Origin of the sequence: Streptomyces purpurascens, from assembly GCF_045040895.1 — a bacterium.
GTDB lineage: Bacteria > Actinomycetota > Actinomycetes > Streptomycetales > Streptomycetaceae > Streptomyces > Streptomyces purpurascens.
Genome location: NZ_CP108341.1, coordinates 4729128 through 4744143, shown reverse-complemented (window position 1 = coordinate 4744143; position 15016 = coordinate 4729128). Strand labels below are relative to the sequence as shown.

Sequence of the window (15016 nt, the reverse complement as noted above, 5' to 3'; positions counted from 1 at the left end):
CTCATTCCGGCGGTTCACGCGTGGCGAGCGATGCTGTTGTACTTCTCGAAGATCTGGTAGACGGCCAGGCTCTGGTGCGTCTGGGCCCCGACGTCGGGGTCCCAGGCCCGGTAGCGGCGCAGGAGTTCGGTGATCTCGAACTCGGCGAGGTCCAGGCGCATGGACCGCGGGGTGGTGACCCGGTCACCGGGCGGCAGTTGGCCGCCCGGCCTGCCCCGTACGCCCCACAGATGGATCAGCGCCGCGGTGCGCACGCTGAACGCGTTGTCCTTGTTCAGCCGCTGCCACACGGACCAGAGGTCGGCGTCCTTGCCCGGGTCGCGGTGGTCGCCGGTGGTGTACCCCCAGCCGATGCAGTGGTTCCAGGCCTGGATGGCGTCGGTCGCGCTGATCTCCCCGATGCCGGTGGGCGAGTCCTTGACGGAGCCGGAGCCGGTGAGGTGGTGGTCGGCGACCTGCTGGTCTCTGGCCTGGTCGGCGAGGCTGTAGTCGCGTAGGGCCCAGTAGACGGCCGTCTGGATCAGCGCCTTGCGCATCGAGTACGTGTGCGACAGCTCGGTGATCAGCCCGTCCTGGTCCTGGATCGTGCCGACGGCCTGGGCGTTGGTGTAGAGCCGCGCGTCGCTCCCGATGCCGCCCAGGTCCGGCCGCCCGATCGACCGCATGTACCGCGAGAGGTCCGCCCGCAGCGCGGGCACCTGGCGGGCGTCGAAGGCGACGTCCGGGACGGCGGGCCGCGGCCGGTCGAACGCGCCCTGCCCGGTGTCCCGTCCCGAGGCGGCGTCGACGTCCACCTCCAGCTGCCCGTCGCCCGAGCCGAGGGTGCGGATGACGAACTGGTCGTAGGCCCAGTCGCCGGGCAGCGGGCGCCCGGCGTTGCCGTCGAAGCCCGGGGACATGCCGGCCACGAAGCTCGCCGTCGAGAAGCCGGCCGCACCGGTCCGCGCGCAGACGTTGCGGGAGCCGTAGACGCCGATCTCGTACGGGTGGCCGGAGTCCGCCATCGCCTCCTTGATGCCCTTGAAGTGGGGCAGGACGTTCGCGGTGATCTCGGCGTCGATCGCGTCGAAGTCGACGGCGAAGAAGATCCGCGTGCCCTTTCGGAACCCGTGGTCCAGGGCGGCGTTGACCGCCGCGTACCCGGCCGTCCGCCCGGCGACGTAGTCGAAGTCCGAGGCGTCGTTGTTGACGGTCTGGTAGATCGGGAAGCAGCGCAGGCCCTGCCGGGCGATGGTGGTGAGCTCGCCAGGCTGGACGGCCTTCTCCGGCAGGGACGTGGCGCTCGGGTTGGTGAGGTAGCGGCCGACGTAGGTGATGCCGGCCGCCTTGAGCGTCGCCGCGCGCTCCGGGGTGACCTTCGCGATCGTGTCGCAGGCCCGGCCCTGCCGCGACTGGTCGCCGTAGGACGCCAGCAGGGAGGCGAAGGTGGCGAAGTCGCCGTCGCCCGTGGCCGGGAGCGCGACGAAGCTCTGGAAGGCCCGGACGGCGGCGGCGAGGTAGGAGTCGAAACTGTCGGTGAGGGCGACGGGCCGCCGGTTGACGACCATCCCGGCGGAGAACAGCCGGACGTAGACGCCCGTGTCGCCCTGTCGCACCGGGTGCGACTTCAGGGCCGACTGCGTGCCGGGGCCGAAGTTTCCGTTGGCGGTGCCGTCCGCCATGCCGAGCTCGTACTGCACGCCGAACACCAGCGCCCTGGCCGTGTCCCGGGACACCCGCCCGTCGCAGGCGACCGCGAAGAAGTCCTGCCGGCCGAAGTACCGGCCGTTGAGCCACCGCTGCACCTCACGGACCTGCCGGGTGCCGGAGCCGCCGAGGACGTACGAGTCCATCGTCAGCAGCGCCTTGAACACCTTGGGCGTCAGACCGTCGCCGGGCAGGGCCTGTTCGACGCCCATGTCCGCCTTCAGCCGCGTGACGGCCGCCCGGGTCCGCGCGCCGTATGTGCCGTCCAGGTCGCCGCCGTCGTACCCCTTGCAGTACAGACCGGACTGGATGACGCGGCAGAAGTCGGGCGAGGGGACCGTGTCCGCGTCGAGCACGGGGTACTTGGCGGTCAGCGTGGAGAGCGTGGTGGGACCGAAGTTGTCGGACAGCGCCGTGATGCCCAGCTCGTACTGCAGCGCACGGGTCAGGGCGTACATGGTCGCCCAGTCGGCCTCGCCGGTCTCCTCCACGGTCGTGCCGATACGGCTGCCGTAGACGGAGTTCACGAATCTCTGGGCCCTGAGCACCATGGCGTTGCGCATGGAGAGTGATCGTATGTCCGGCTAAACCGCTTACTGTGCGGTATTTGGGAGGGGTCTGGGGAGCTTCATACGCGGTTCGGCATACGGCCGGCGAACTCTCCGCACAGACGCCGGCGGCCCCCGGCCCGAGGGCAGGGGGCCGCCGCGGTCGGCTCACGCCCAGGTGATCAGACGCTTCGGCTGCTCCAGGATCGCCGCCACGTCCGCCAGGACCTTCGAGCCCAGCTCGCCGTCGACCAGACGGTGGTCGAAGGACAGGGCCAGGGTGGTGACCTGGCGGGGCTTCACCTTGCCCTTGTGGACCCACGGCTGCAGCTTGATCGCACCGACCGCGAGGATCGCGGACTCGCCGGGGTTGAGGATCGGCGTGCCCGTGTCGACGCCGAAGACACCGACGTTGGTGATCGTCACCGTGCCGTTCTGCATGTCCGCCGGGGACGTCTTGCCGTCCCGGGCCGTCGACACCAGCTCGCCCAGCGACTCGGCCAGCTGCGGCAGCGTCTTGGCGTGGGCGTCCTTGATGTTCGGCACGATCAGGCCGCGCGGGGTCGCGGCCGCGATGCCCAGGTTCACGTAGTGCTTGACCACGATCTCCTGGGCGGCCTCGTCCCAGGACGCGTTGACGTCCGGGTTGCGCCTGATCGCGACGAGCAGGGCCTTGGCGATCAGCAGGAGGGGGTTCACGCGCAGGCCCGCGAACTCCTTGTCCCCCTTCAACTCCTCGACCAGCTTCATCGTGCGCGTCACGTCCACCGTCACGAACTCCGTGACATGCGGCGCCGTGAACGCCGAGCCGACCATCGCCGCCGCCGTCGCCTTGCGGACGCCCTTGATCGGGATGCGGGTCTCACGGGTGGTGTCGTACGACACCGCTGCCGGCGCGGGTGCCGGGGCGGCGGCCACGGGGGCCTCCGGCTGCGGCACCTGCGGCTGGGCCACCGCCGCGTGCACGTCCTCGCGGGTGATGATGCCGTCCGGACCGGTCGGGACGACCGTCGTCAGGTCGACGCCCAGGTCCTTGGCCAGCTTGCGGACCGGGGGCTTGGCCAGCGGGCGTTCCTTGACGGCGGCGGCGGCCGAGGGCGCCGCACCATGGCCGTTCAGCTCGGTCTGGATCGCGGTCGATGCCTGCTGGACCGGGACCTCCGGGCCCTTGCGGGGGCGACGGCGGGTGGACGAGGTCGCCACCCCGTAGCCGACCAGGACCGGCTGGCGGCCCGAGCCCTCCGCCTTGGGCTCCTCCGCGGGCGGGGACACCGCGGGCTGCTCGGCGGCGGGCGCCGGCTCGGGCGCGGCCCCTCCGCCCACGTCGACCGCGATGATCGACGTGCCCACGTCGACCGTGGTGCCCTCGGGGAAGTGCAGATCCCTGACCACGCCGTCGTACGGGATGGGCAGCTCGACAGCCGCCTTCGCCGTCTCGACCTCGCACACCACCTGGCCGTCGGTCACCGTGTCGCCGGGCTGGACGAACCACTTGAGGATCTCGGCCTCGGTGAGCCCCTCACCCACGTCCGGCATCTTGAACTCGCGTACGGACGCTTCCGTCATCGTCGTCACGACCCTCTCCTCAGTACGCCAGCGAGCGGTCGACGGCATCCAGCACCCGGTCCAGGTTCGGCAGGTACTCCTCCTCCAGGCGGGCCGGCGGGTACGGCGCGTGGTAGCCGCCGACGCGGAGCACCGGGGCCTCCAGGTGGTAGAAGCAGCGCTCCGTGATCCGCGCGGCGATCTCCGCACCGGAGCCGAAGAACACCGGGGCCTCGTGGACCACGACCAGCCGGCGCGTCTTCTCCACCGACGTCTGGATCGAGTCGAAGTCGAGCGGGGAGACCGAGCGCAGGTCCAGGACCTCCAGGTTCCTGCCCTCCTCGGCGGCCGCGTCCGCGACCTCCTGGCAGAGCTTCACCATCGGGCCGTAGGCGGCGAGGGTGAGGTCGGTGCCCTCGCGGACCACCTGGGCCTTGTGCAGCGGGCCCGGGATCGCCTCCGTGGCGACCTCGGCCTTGTCCCAGTAGCGGCGCTTGGGCTCGAAGAAGATCACCGGGTCGTCGCTCTGGATGGCCTGCTGCATCATCCAGTACGCGTCCGAGGAGTTGGACGGGCTGACGATCTTCAGACCCGAGACGTGCGCGAAGAGCGCCTCGGGGGACTCCGAGTGGTGCTCCACCGCGCCGATGCCGCCGCCGTAGGGGATGCGCACGACGACCGGGAGCTTGACCTTGCCCAGGGAACGGGCGTGCATCTTCGCGAGCTGGGTGACGATCTGGTCGTACGCCGGGAAGACGAAGCCGTCGAACTGGATCTCCACCACCGGGCGGTAGCCGCGCAGGGCCAGGCCGATCGCCGTGCCGACGATGCCCGACTCGGCCAGCGGGGTGTCGATGACGCGGCTCTCGCCGAAGTCCTTCTGCAGACCGTCCGTCACCCGGAAGACCCCGCCGAGCTTGCCGACGTCCTCGCCCATGATCAGGACTTTGGGGTCGGCCTCCAGGGCGTGGCGCAGCGACTCGTTGATCGCTTTGGCGAGTGCCATCTTGTCGGCCATGTCAGTTGCCCCCCTCATCGGCGAACGACGCCTGGTACGCGGCGAACTGGGCGCGCTCCTCGTCGACGAGCGCGTGTCCGTCCGCGTAGACGTTCTCGAAGATCGCGAAGTGGTCCGGGTCCGGCATGGCACGGACCGCCTCGCGCACTCGTTTGCCCAACGCCTCGGACTCGGCCTCCAGTTCCTCGAAGAATCCCTCGTCCGCGTGGTTTGAGGTCTCCAGGAACCGGCGAAGGCGCAGGATCGGGTCCTTGGCCTCCCAGGCCTGGCGCTCCTCGTCGCCCCGGTAGCGGCTCGGGTCGTCGGAGGTGGTGTGGGCGCCCATGCGGTAGGTGAACGCCTCGACGAGGGTCGGGCCCTCGCCGGAGCGGGCCCGCTCCAGGGCCCAGCGGGTGACCGCGAGGCAGGCGAGCACGTCGTTGCCGTCCACCCGTACGCCCGGGAAGCCGTAGCCCTGCGCGCGCTGGTAGATCGGGACGCGGGACTGCTTCTCGGTCGGCTCGGAGATGGCCCACTGGTTGTTCTGGCAGAAGAACACGACCGGGGCGTTGTAGACCGCGGAGAAGGTGAACGACTCGGCCACGTCGCCCTGGCTGGAGGCGCCGTCGCCGAAGTAGGCGATCACCGCGCTGTCGGCGCCGTCCTTGGCGACGCCCATCGCGTAGCCCGTGGCGTGCAGCGTCTGGGAGCCGATGACGATCGTGTAGAGCTGGAAGTTGTTGCTGTTCGGGTCCCAGCCGCCGTTGTTCACGCCGCGGAACATGCCGAGCAGGTTGGTCGGGTCCACCCCGCGGCACCAGGCGACGCCGTGCTCGCGATAGGTGGGGAAGACGTAGTCGTCGTCGCGCAGGGCCCGGCCCGAGCCGATCTGGGCGGCCTCCTGGCCGAGCAGCGAGGCCCACAGGCCCAGCTCGCCCTGGCGCTGCAGGGAGGTGGCCTCGGCGTCGAAGCGGCGGGTGAGCACCATGTCGCGGTACAGGCCGCGGAGCTCTTCCGGGGTGACACCGGCGACGTACTTGTCGTACTCGGCGTTCTTGACGCGCTTGCCCTCGGGCGTCAGCAGCTGCACGAGCTGGGGTTCGGCGGCCTTCTTCGCGGCTGCCTTCTTCGCAGGCGTGCGGGTGGTGCCCTTGGTGCCGGTGGTGCCGGCCTTGCTTCCGGCGCTGCGTCGCGATGTGCGCGCGGCAGTGCTCTCCACGGTCACGTGTGCTCCTCCGTCGGTCCGGCCCCCGGGGTTGCCGGTAGGCCAGTGCGGCTCACCTGTTCTCGGCCACCGGGGCACGGGGTGGGTGCCACTCGGCCGGGAACAGGCGTGACAGGTGCCCCGGCGAGCGCCCTGCAGACAGCACGTTACCCAGTGCTCCACATTTCTGTGAAACCCCATCTGACCTGCGATTTTGCTTGGATTTCCAAGTAAATCGGGAAGGCGGGGAAGGGGCCCTGGTCACAGCCTTGCAGGAGGCCGGAGCAACCGCACGTTAACCCGGTGACCCAGGTCACGGGAAGAGCCAACTTGTCGGCGCGGCGAAACGGCACGCGCGCGTGGAGCCCGTTTCCGGGTCCCACGCGCGCGTGAGGTGTTCTTGTTCGGCTGTCGGATTCGGCTGTCCGGTTCGGCTGTCCGAGGAGTTCGGTCAGCCGCCCGCGCCGCCGACGACGCTGCCCGTGGCGCCGCCGTCGGCACCGCCCGTCTCCTCCTCCGGCGGCGTCTCCGGGTCCGTGGGCTCCTCGCCCGTCGGCTCGCCGGTCGGCTCCGCGGTGGTCGGCTGGTCCGTCGGCTGGTCCGTCGGCGTCTCGGGAGTGCTCGGGGACGGCGTGTAGGACGGGGTGTACGACGGGGTCCATCCGCCGCCGCCGGAGCTGGTGCCGGGGTCGGTGTCCGTGGAGGTGTCGGTCGGCTCGTCCGTCACCTCGTCGCTCGGCGTCTCGCTCGGGGTCTTCTTCTCTTCCGTCTGCGAGGTGGTCGGCGACTGCTTGTCGGCGGGGTCCTTCTTGTCGCCGCCGGTGTTCTGCAGCGCCAGGGCGACACCCGCCGCCACGGCGATCACCGCGAGCACGGCGAGGATCCACAGCTTGCCGCGGCCGCTGCCCTTGTTGCCGCGGCCCTCGAAGCCGCCGTCGTCCCCGCCGCCGTAGCCGGCGGGAAGTATCGGCGAGGGGATCTGAGCGGTGCCGGAGACATCGCCGGGGTGGCCCATCACGGCCGTGTGGGCGAAGCCGCCCGACGGGGTGTGCCGGCCCTCGTGCGTGTCGACCGGGCCGGTGTTCCAGGTGCCGGTGTGGCCGCCCTGGTCGTAGAGCATCTGGAGCGCGTACTGGACCAGCCCGCGCATCTCCTCGGCCGTCTGGAAACGGTCGTCGGGCTCCTTGGCGAGGGAGCGCATGACCAGGCCGTCCAGCTCCGGCGGGCAGACGTCGGAGGCCTCGGACGGCGGCGTCGGGATGTCCTGGACGTGCTGGTAGACCACCGACAGCGGGGTCTCGCCGGTGAACGGCGGGCGCAGCGAGAGGAGTTCGTAGAGCAGGCAGCCCGTGGCGTACAGGTCGGAGCGGTGGTCGACGGCCTTGCCGAGCGCCTGCTCCGGGGACAGGTACTGCGGGGTGCCCATGACCATGCCGGTCTGCGTCATCGTGGACTGCGCTCCGTGCAGGGCGCGGGCGATGCCGAAGTCCATCACCTTCACAGCGCCGTTGTGCGTGATGATGACGTTGGCGGGCTTGATGTCGCGGTGCACGATGCCGTGCTGGTGCGAGTAGGCGAGCGCCTCCAGGACGCCCGAGACGATGATCAGGGCCTGTTCGGGGCCCGGCGCCTCGGCGTTCAGCAGCAGGTCGCGGATGGTGCGGCCCTCGACCAGCTCCATGACGATGTAGGGGAGCGGCTGGCCGCCGACGATGTCCTCGCCGGAGTCGTACACGGCGACGATCGCGTGGTGGTTGAGGCCGGCCACCGACTGGGCCTCGCGCGTGAAGCGCGCCTTGGACACCGGGTCCTCGGCGAGGTCGGAACGGAGCAGCTTGACGGCGACGGTGCGCCCGAGGCGGACATCCTCGGCCGCGAACACCTCGGCCATGCCGCCCCGGCCGAGTCTGTGGGTCAGCCGGTACCGGCCGTCCCCGACCAACCCGCCGTTACCCCAGACCTCCGGCGCGTCCGACATGCCGCCGCCAGTCGCCTCGGGTTCGGACGGGCCCTGAGCGCGCTGCTGCTGTGCCATCAGTCCTCGCCGTCGTTTCTGCCCGCGGTGCGCGCGGTGTTGTTACGGTCTCCGTCGGCCACGCTACAGCCTCCGCGCAAGCCGCCGGTCCGAGACGGGTGCCGGGACCGGCACGGGACGGACGCGCCATGAAACCTTTACTCAGCACTCTCGTGCAAATTCTGTGTACCGGCCGCACACCCCTGGTAACGCTTCCGCGACGCTTCTTTCGCGTACGGTCACGGAACGGGCACCGAGCTTGACGTGTCCGTGCCCTGGGGCAGACTTGGCCGGGAATGGCGGTTTGGATCAACGACGGATCAGACGGATCAGCGGCAGTCGGCAGCTCCTCGGGGAGCCACGGGGGACACGGAACATGAGCCAGGACGGCGCACAGGGGCAGTACACGGGGCGGGCGCTCGCCAGTGGCCGCTATCAGCTGCGTGACCTCCTCGGCCAGGGCGGCATGGCCTCGGTGCACCTCGCGTACGACAGCGTGCTCGACCGGCAGGTCGCGATCAAGACACTTCACACCGAGCTCGGCCGGGAGCAGGCCTTCCGCGAGCGGTTCCGCCGCGAGGCCCAGTCCGTGGCCAAGCTCACGCACACCAACATCGTCTCGGTCTTCGACACCGGCGAGGACACCCTCGACGGCATGACGACGCCGTACATCGTCATGGAGTACGTCGAGGGCCGCCCGCTCGGCTCGGTCCTCGACGAGGACGTGCGGCAGCAGGGCGCGATGCCCGCCGACAAGGCGCTGAAGATCACCGCGGATGTGCTGGCCGCGCTGGAGATCAGCCACGAGATGGGCCTGGTCCACCGCGACATCAAGCCCGGCAACGTGATGATGACCAAGCGCGGTGTGGTCAAGGTCATGGACTTCGGCATCGCCCGCGCCATGCAGTCCGGTGTGACGTCGATGACGCAGACCGGCATGGTCGTCGGCACCCCGCAGTACCTCTCGCCGGAACAGGCCCTCGGCCGTGGCGTGGACGCCCGCTCCGACCTGTACTCGGTCGGCATCATGCTGTTCCAACTGGTTACCGGGCGGCTGCCGTTCGAGGCGGACTCGCCGCTGGCCATCGCGTATGCACACGTCCAGGAGGAGCCGCCGGTTCCGTCCACGATCAACCGCGCGCTGCCGCCCGCCGTGGACGCGCTGATCGCCCGGGCGCTGAAGAAGAACCCCAACGAGCGTTTCCCCAGCTCCGAGGCCATGCGCGACGAGTGCCTGCGCGTGGCGGCGTCCTTCCACGCCGCCCCGCCGAGCATCGTCCCGGGAACCCAGGCGCCGAGCGGCGCGGGCGTCGGCTCGGCCGTGTTCCCGCCGGTCGACCAGGCGCCCCCGGCCGCCTCGGGCCAGGTCCAGACGCCGTACCAGCCGACCCCGCCCCCGAACCCGTACGGCACCCCCGCCCCGTCGGCGCACTCCCCGGCGTACGGCTATCCGCAGCAGGGCGGCTACCAGACGCCGCACCCGGCCGCGTACTCCCCGCAGCAGGGCCCGTCGACCCCGCCGCCGTACAACCTCACGCCCCAGACCGCGCCCGGCTCCCAGAGCGGTGGCAAGAGCAACAAGCCGGTGATCATCGCCTCCGTCATCGTGTCCGTGGTGGCGGTCGGCGGGCTGGTCGCGGCCCTGCTGATGAACGGCGGCAGCGAGGACGACAAGGGCGGCGGGGGCAGCAGCGCGAGCGCCTCGGCCTCGGCCAAGAAGCCCGGTTACCGCGGGCCGGACCCGTCGAAGACGATCGACTCCGAGGAGTGCACGGAGCCGGAGGAGTCGTACAACGACCCCGACAAGATCCAGATCCCGGACTTCAAGTTCATGAACATCACGTCGGTCAAGACCTGCGCCCAGGCGGCCGGCTGGCAGGTCAGCACCAAGAACGTGGACGAGAACACCTACGGCCAGGGCACGGTCATGAACCAGTTCCCGTCCAAGGGCACCGATGTCGACCCGGACGACATGCCGGTCATCGAGCTCAACGTCTCGACGGGCAACCCGCCGTCCTGACGCCCCGGACATGAGGAAGGGCCCTGCGGCTTCGGCCGCGGGGCCCTTTCTGTTGCTGTCCGGGGAGGTCTGGTACCGGGCCTACAGGTACGGCCCGCCCGAACGGGCTCCCGGGTGCTGCTCGTCGAGGCCCTCGTGGCCGACGCCCGGCGGGAGGGCGCGGCGCATCGACTCCAGCTGGGCGCGGGCCGCCATCTGCTGGGCGAACAGCGTCGTCTGGATCCCGTGGAAGAGTCCCTCGAGCCAGCCGACCAGCTGGGCCTGCGCGATGCGCAGTTCCGCGTCGCTGGGTGTCGTCTCGTCCGTGAAGGGCAGGGACAGCCGCTCCAGCTCCTCGACCAATTCGGGTGCCAGACCGTCCTCCAGCTCCTTCACCGAGCTGGCATGGATCTCCTTGAGCCGGACCCGGCTGGCCTCGTCCAGGGGCGCCACGCGCACTTCTTCGAGCAGCTGCTTGATCATGCTGCCGATGCGCATGACCTTGGCGGGCTGCTCCACCTGTTCCGTGACCGGGATCTCGCGGGAGTCCTCGTCTCCGCTGCCGCCCCCGAGCGCCATGCCGTCCTGGCCCACGACCAGGATCTGCGGGCTCTCCGGCGACCGTTCGTTTCTCGGCATCTCCATGTCGCCATTCTCTCGCACGCCTGCACCTCACCTCCGTGGTGCCCCCACGGGAAGCTGATCCACCCTGTTTCGACAGACGTATCGGTCAGGGCCCGGGTTGCTCGCCGGAGGGTGGTTCCACCTCACGGGTGAGACGCAGCAGACGGGCCTCGCAGTGGTCCAGCCACCGGATCTCGGCCTCGGCCTGGAAGACGAGCTGCTCCAGGACGAGCAGCCGGGCCATCTCCTGGGGGTGCCCCGGCCCGCGGGCCAGGGCCTCGGCCCGCTGCCGCACGAGGTCGTGCAGCGCCTGCGTCACGTGCCGGCGCTGGGCCTCGACGACCTCCCGTACGTCGACGCCGTCCGCTCCGACCGCCATCACCAGCTTGATGGCGAGCTCGTCGCGCGGCGGGCTCGTCCGTGCCACGGGGCGGGCGTACCAGGCGCGCAGCTCGGCCCGGCCCGCCTCGGTGAGCGTGTACAGCGCCCGCCCCGCCTTGTCGACGCCCTCCCGGGCCACCAGCCCGTCCCGTTCCAGGCGGCCCAGCGTCGTGTAGACCTGCCCGATGTTCAGCGGCCAGGTCCCGCCGGTGCGGGCCTCGAAGTCGGTGCGCAGGCGTGAGCCGTAGCGGGGGCCGGCCGCCAGGAGCGCGAGCAGCCCGTGACGTATGGACATAACCGGATTGTGCAGCGATTCCGCCCGTCGGCCGAACCCGGAGTGCCGGACGCCCGGGGCGGTGTGAGGCTGATTGCCTCGAAATGACCGAACTTGCCGATCTTGCCCTACCGGGCGCGGCGGGAGGGGGTCACCAACGTGACTCCATGGCTACGCGCACTGCGGGCGACCGGACTGATGGTCGCCCTGGGGGCGGGTGTGGTCGTCTCACCCTGCGGTTCTGTTCAGGCCTACGGTTCTGTTGCCTCAGTCTCCTCAGCCCTCTATATCTCCTCAGTCCCCTCTGTCCTCGCGTACGACGAGGCCGGGGCGGCCGCCGCCCCCTCTGCCTTGTCGGCCCCGTCGGCCCCGTCCGCGTCCGGGGAGCCCTCGCGGGCCGGGACCCGGGCCGGTGAGGGGCGGGAGCGGCCGGGGCGGCCGGAGGAGGCCGCGGAGGAGCGGGAGGCTCGTGAGGCCAGCGCCGTGCCCGAGGCGTCCCGGGAGGCCGTCCCCGCCGTCCCCGAGCCCTCCGCACCGACGGAGCCGCCCGTACGCGAGGCCGCGGCACAGGCCGACCGATCTGTCGGGCCTGTGCTGCGGATCCTGCCGCTGGGCAGCGGGCTGGTGCTGATCGGACTCGGGCTGGGCCTGGCGTTCGTGGGCCTCCGGCTGAGGCGCGCGTAGGGGAACGCGGCCGGCCGTGTGCCGGGGCGCTCTACGGGGCGATCAGCAGTACCTTGCCGATGTGGCCGCTGTCCTCCACGACCTGGTGGGCGGTGGCAGCGTCCGCCATGGGGAGTTCGCGGTCGATGACCGGGCGCAGATGGCCGCCGGAGAACAGGGGCCAGACGTGTTCGCGCACGGCCGCGACGATGGCCGCCTTCTCCTCCAGCGGCCGGGCCCGCAGGGACGTCGCGCTGATCGCGGCGCGCTTGGCGAGCAGCGCGCCGATGTTCAGCTCGCCCTTGACGCCGCCCTGCATACCGATGATCGCGAGCCGGCCGTTGACGGCGAGGGCCTTGACGTTGCGCTCCAGGTACTTGGCGCCCATGTTGTCGAGGATGACGTCGGCACCGGCGCCGTCCGTGGCCTTCCTGACCTCTTCGACGAAGTCCTGCTCGCGGTAGTTGACCAGGATGTCGGCGCCCAGTTCGGCGCACCGGTCCAGCTTCTCCTTGGTGCCCGCCGTGACGGCGACCCTGGCACCGACGGCCTTGGCGAGCTGGATCGCCATGGTGCCGATGCCGCTGGAGCCGCCGTGCACGAGGAGCGTCTCGCCGGGGCGCAGATGGGCGATCATGAAGACGTTCGACCAGACGGTGCAGGTCACCTCGGGCAGTGCCGCGGCCTGCCGCAGGCCGATGCCCTCGGGCACGGGCAGCAGCTGTCCGGCCGGGACCACCACCTTCTCGGCGTAACCGCCACCGGCGAGCAGCGCGCACACCTCGTCGCCCACGCTCCAGCCGGAGACGCCGGTGCCGATCTCGGCGATCCGCCCGGAGCACTCCAGGCCGGGGTAGGGGGGCGTGCCGGGCGGCGGGTCGTAGAAGCCCTGCCGCTGCAGGATGTCGGCCCGGTTGACGGCACCGGCCGTCACCTCGACCAGGACCTCGCCCTCGCCGGGCACGGGATCCGGGACCTCGTCCCAGACCAGCGCCTCGGGCCCACCAGGTTCGGGAATCGTGATCGCATACATGACTGGGACGGTACTCCTCGGTCGCCGGACGGAGTCCGCTCCGTCCCCGGGTCGGCTCCCTCTACGTCATTGGTCCGGTTCTGGCGAAAATCCATATGCGGGACCGATGAGTTTGCGCGACCGTAAAGGTCTCCCCATGCGTAGCCCACGTACTCGGAAGGACCCGAAGCATGAGCACGCAGACGTCCGGCCTGGCGATCGAGACCGCGGGCCTGGTGAAGACGTTCGGCGAGACCAGGGCCGTCGACGGAGTCGACCTGTCCGTGCCCGCCGGCACGGTCTACGGCGTCCTCGGCCCGAACGGCGCCGGCAAGACCACCACCGTGAAGATGCTCGCCACACTCCTGCGGCCGGACGGCGGCGAAGCGCATGTCTTCGGCCACGACATCGTCCGCGAGGCGGACGATGTCCGCGCCCGGGTGAGCCTCACCGGCCAGTACGCGTCGGTGGACGAGGACCTCACCGGCACCGAGAACCTGGTCCTGCTGGGCCGGCTGCTCGGTCACCACAAGAAGGCCGCCCGGGAGCGCGCCGCCCAGCTCCTGGAGGCCTTCGGCCTCACGGAGGCCGCCGCGAAGCAGGTCAAGCACTACTCGGGCGGTATGCGGCGCCGGATCGACATCGCCGCGTCCATCCTCAGCACCCCCGACCTGCTGTTCCTCGACGAGCCGACGACCGGCCTCGATCCGCGCAGCCGCAACCAGGTGTGGGACATCGTGCGGGCCGTGGTCGCCCAGGGCACCACCGTGCTGCTGACCACGCAGTATCTGGACGAGGCCGACCAGCTGGCGTCCCGGATCGCCGTCATCGACCGCGGCAGGGTGATCGCCGAGGGCACCAAGGGCGAGCTGAAGTCGTCCGTCGGCGCCGGATCCGTCCATCTGCGGCTACGAGATCCCGGCCAACGGAGCCTCGCGGCGGACCTGCTGCGCCGGACCCTCGACGCGCAGGTGCAGCCGGAGCCCGACGCGGTGGCCCTGACCGCCCGCCTCGGTACGGCGGCGAGCGACGACAGCGCGGCCCAGCAGGCCGCCCGCGCGCTGAACGAACTGGCCCACGCCGGGATCACCGTCGACAACTTCTCGCTGGGCCAGCCCAGCCTGGACGAGGTCTTCCTCGCCCTCACCGGGCACGACACGCACGCCCCGGACCGCACGGCCGGCTCCGGCTCCCACGACCCGAAGGACGAGGTGGCGGCATGAGCACCACGACGACCACCGAGGCCAAGGATCTCGCCCCGGTCAGCACCGAATCCCTCGCGGCCCTGCTCATCGCCAAGGAGCGGCCCCCACGGCCCAGCGCCTGGTCGGCCTCGATGACCTTCGGGTGGCGGGCGATCCTCAAGATCAAGCACGTGCCGGAGCAGCTCTTCGACGTCACGGCGTTCCCGATCATGATGGTGCTGATGTACACGTACCTGTTCGGCGGGGCGCTGGCCGGCTCGCCGAAGGAGTACATCCAGTTCCTGCTGCCGGGCATCCTCGTGATGTCGGTCGTGATGATCACGATGTACACGGGTGTCTCGGTCAACACGGACATCGAGAAGGGCGTCTTCGACCGCTTCCGCACGCTGCCGATCTGGCGGCCGTCGACCATGGTCGGCTATCTGCTCGGCGACGCCCTGCGGTACACGATCGCGTCGGTCGTGATGCTCACCGTCGGCATCATCCTGGGCTACCGGCCGGACGGCGGGATCGGCGGTGTGCTCGCCGGGATCGCCCTGCTGGTGCTCTTCTCGTTCGCCTTCTCGTGGATCTGGACGATGTTCGGGCTGATGCTGCGCACCGAGAAGTCGGTGATGGGCGTCAGCATGATGGTGATCTTCCCGCTCACCTTCCTGTCCAACGTGTTCGTCGATCCGACGACCATGCCGGGCTGGCTCCAGGCCTTCGTGAACAACAGCCCCATCACCCATCTGGCCTCGGCGGTGCGCGGCCTGATGGGCGGCGACTGGCCGGCCGACGAGGTCGCCTGGTCGCTGGGCTGGGCCGGACTGTTCGTGCTGGTCTTCGGGCCGATCACGATGCGGCTGTACAACCGGAAGTGAT

Annotated in this window: 12 protein-coding genes; 4 read left to right on the top strand and 8 right to left on the bottom strand. The window is 70.7% G+C overall.

Features of this window, described 5'->3' with window-relative positions; translation table 11 throughout:
- Nucleotides 1–14: 14 nt before the first annotated feature.
- From OHU35_RS21625 to OHU35_RS21605, 5 genes are all read right to left on the bottom strand, one after another.
- Nucleotides 15–2249, bottom strand: a complete 2235-nt coding sequence (locus OHU35_RS21625; protein WP_405506435.1) for a glycoside hydrolase domain-containing protein — start codon at nucleotides 2247–2249, stop codon at nucleotides 15–17.
- Between the two features lie 153 nt (nucleotides 2250–2402).
- Nucleotides 2403–3809: a dihydrolipoamide acetyltransferase family protein gene (locus OHU35_RS21620; RefSeq protein ID WP_189727114.1), complete on the bottom strand. Its 1407-nt coding sequence runs from the start codon at nucleotides 3807–3809 to the stop codon at nucleotides 2403–2405.
- Nucleotides 3810–3819: 10 nt separating this feature from the next.
- Nucleotides 3820–4797: an alpha-ketoacid dehydrogenase subunit beta gene (locus OHU35_RS21615; protein ID WP_189727115.1), complete on the bottom strand. Its 978-nt coding sequence runs from the start codon at nucleotides 4795–4797 to the stop codon at nucleotides 3820–3822.
- Between the two features lies 1 nt (nucleotide 4798).
- Nucleotides 4799–6001 (bottom strand): pyruvate dehydrogenase (acetyl-transferring) E1 component subunit alpha, encoded by a 1203-nt coding sequence (gene pdhA / locus OHU35_RS21610; RefSeq protein ID WP_189727116.1) that lies wholly within the window; start codon nucleotides 5999–6001, stop codon nucleotides 4799–4801.
- Between the two features lie 430 nt (nucleotides 6002–6431).
- Complete coding sequence (locus OHU35_RS21605; protein WP_189727117.1) at nucleotides 6432–8015, bottom strand: protein kinase domain-containing protein; 1584 nt, start codon at nucleotides 8013–8015, stop codon at nucleotides 6432–6434.
- A gap of 355 nt (nucleotides 8016–8370) precedes the next feature.
- On the opposite strand from OHU35_RS21605, the gene OHU35_RS21600 reads away from it, so the two are divergent.
- The gene (locus OHU35_RS21600; protein WP_405506431.1) at nucleotides 8371–10014 is read left to right on the top strand and encodes a protein kinase domain-containing protein; all 1644 of its coding nucleotides are present in this window, start codon (nucleotides 8371–8373) and stop codon (nucleotides 10012–10014) included.
- An 81-nt stretch (nucleotides 10015–10095) separates the two neighbouring features.
- On the opposite strand, the gene OHU35_RS21595 is transcribed toward OHU35_RS21600, so the two are convergent.
- Together OHU35_RS21595 and OHU35_RS21590 are read right to left on the bottom strand one after the other, a co-directional pair.
- A complete protein-coding gene (locus tag OHU35_RS21595; protein WP_189727119.1) occupies nucleotides 10096–10638 on the bottom strand; it encodes a bacterial proteasome activator family protein in 543 nt (180 codons plus the stop codon).
- 85 nt (nucleotides 10639–10723) lie between these two features.
- A complete protein-coding gene (locus tag OHU35_RS21590; protein ID WP_189727120.1) occupies nucleotides 10724–11293 on the bottom strand; it encodes a PadR family transcriptional regulator in 570 nt (189 codons plus the stop codon).
- A gap of 330 nt (nucleotides 11294–11623) precedes the next feature.
- On the opposite strand from OHU35_RS21590, the gene OHU35_RS21585 reads away from it, so the two are divergent.
- Nucleotides 11624–11956: a hypothetical protein gene (locus OHU35_RS21585; RefSeq protein WP_229873169.1), complete on the top strand. Its 333-nt coding sequence runs from the start codon at nucleotides 11624–11626 to the stop codon at nucleotides 11954–11956.
- A 31-nt stretch (nucleotides 11957–11987) separates the two neighbouring features.
- On the opposite strand, the gene OHU35_RS21580 is transcribed toward OHU35_RS21585, so the two are convergent.
- A complete protein-coding gene (locus OHU35_RS21580; protein ID WP_189727121.1) occupies nucleotides 11988–12968 on the bottom strand; it encodes an NAD(P)H-quinone oxidoreductase in 981 nt (326 codons plus the stop codon).
- Nucleotides 12969–13138: 170 nt separating this feature from the next.
- On the opposite strand from OHU35_RS21580, the gene OHU35_RS21575 reads away from it, so the two are divergent.
- Together OHU35_RS21575 and OHU35_RS21570 are read left to right on the top strand one after the other, a co-directional pair.
- Complete coding sequence (locus OHU35_RS21575) at nucleotides 13139–14170, top strand: ATP-binding cassette domain-containing protein (RefSeq protein ID WP_189727122.1); 1032 nt, start codon at nucleotides 13139–13141, stop codon at nucleotides 14168–14170.
- Nucleotides 14167–15015, top strand: coding sequence for an ABC transporter permease (locus tag OHU35_RS21570; protein WP_405506428.1), 849 nt, complete (start codon nucleotides 14167–14169; stop codon nucleotides 15013–15015). Before OHU35_RS21575 ends, OHU35_RS21570 begins: the two co-directional genes overlap by 4 nt.
- The last annotated feature ends 1 nt before the right edge of the window (nucleotide 15016 follow it).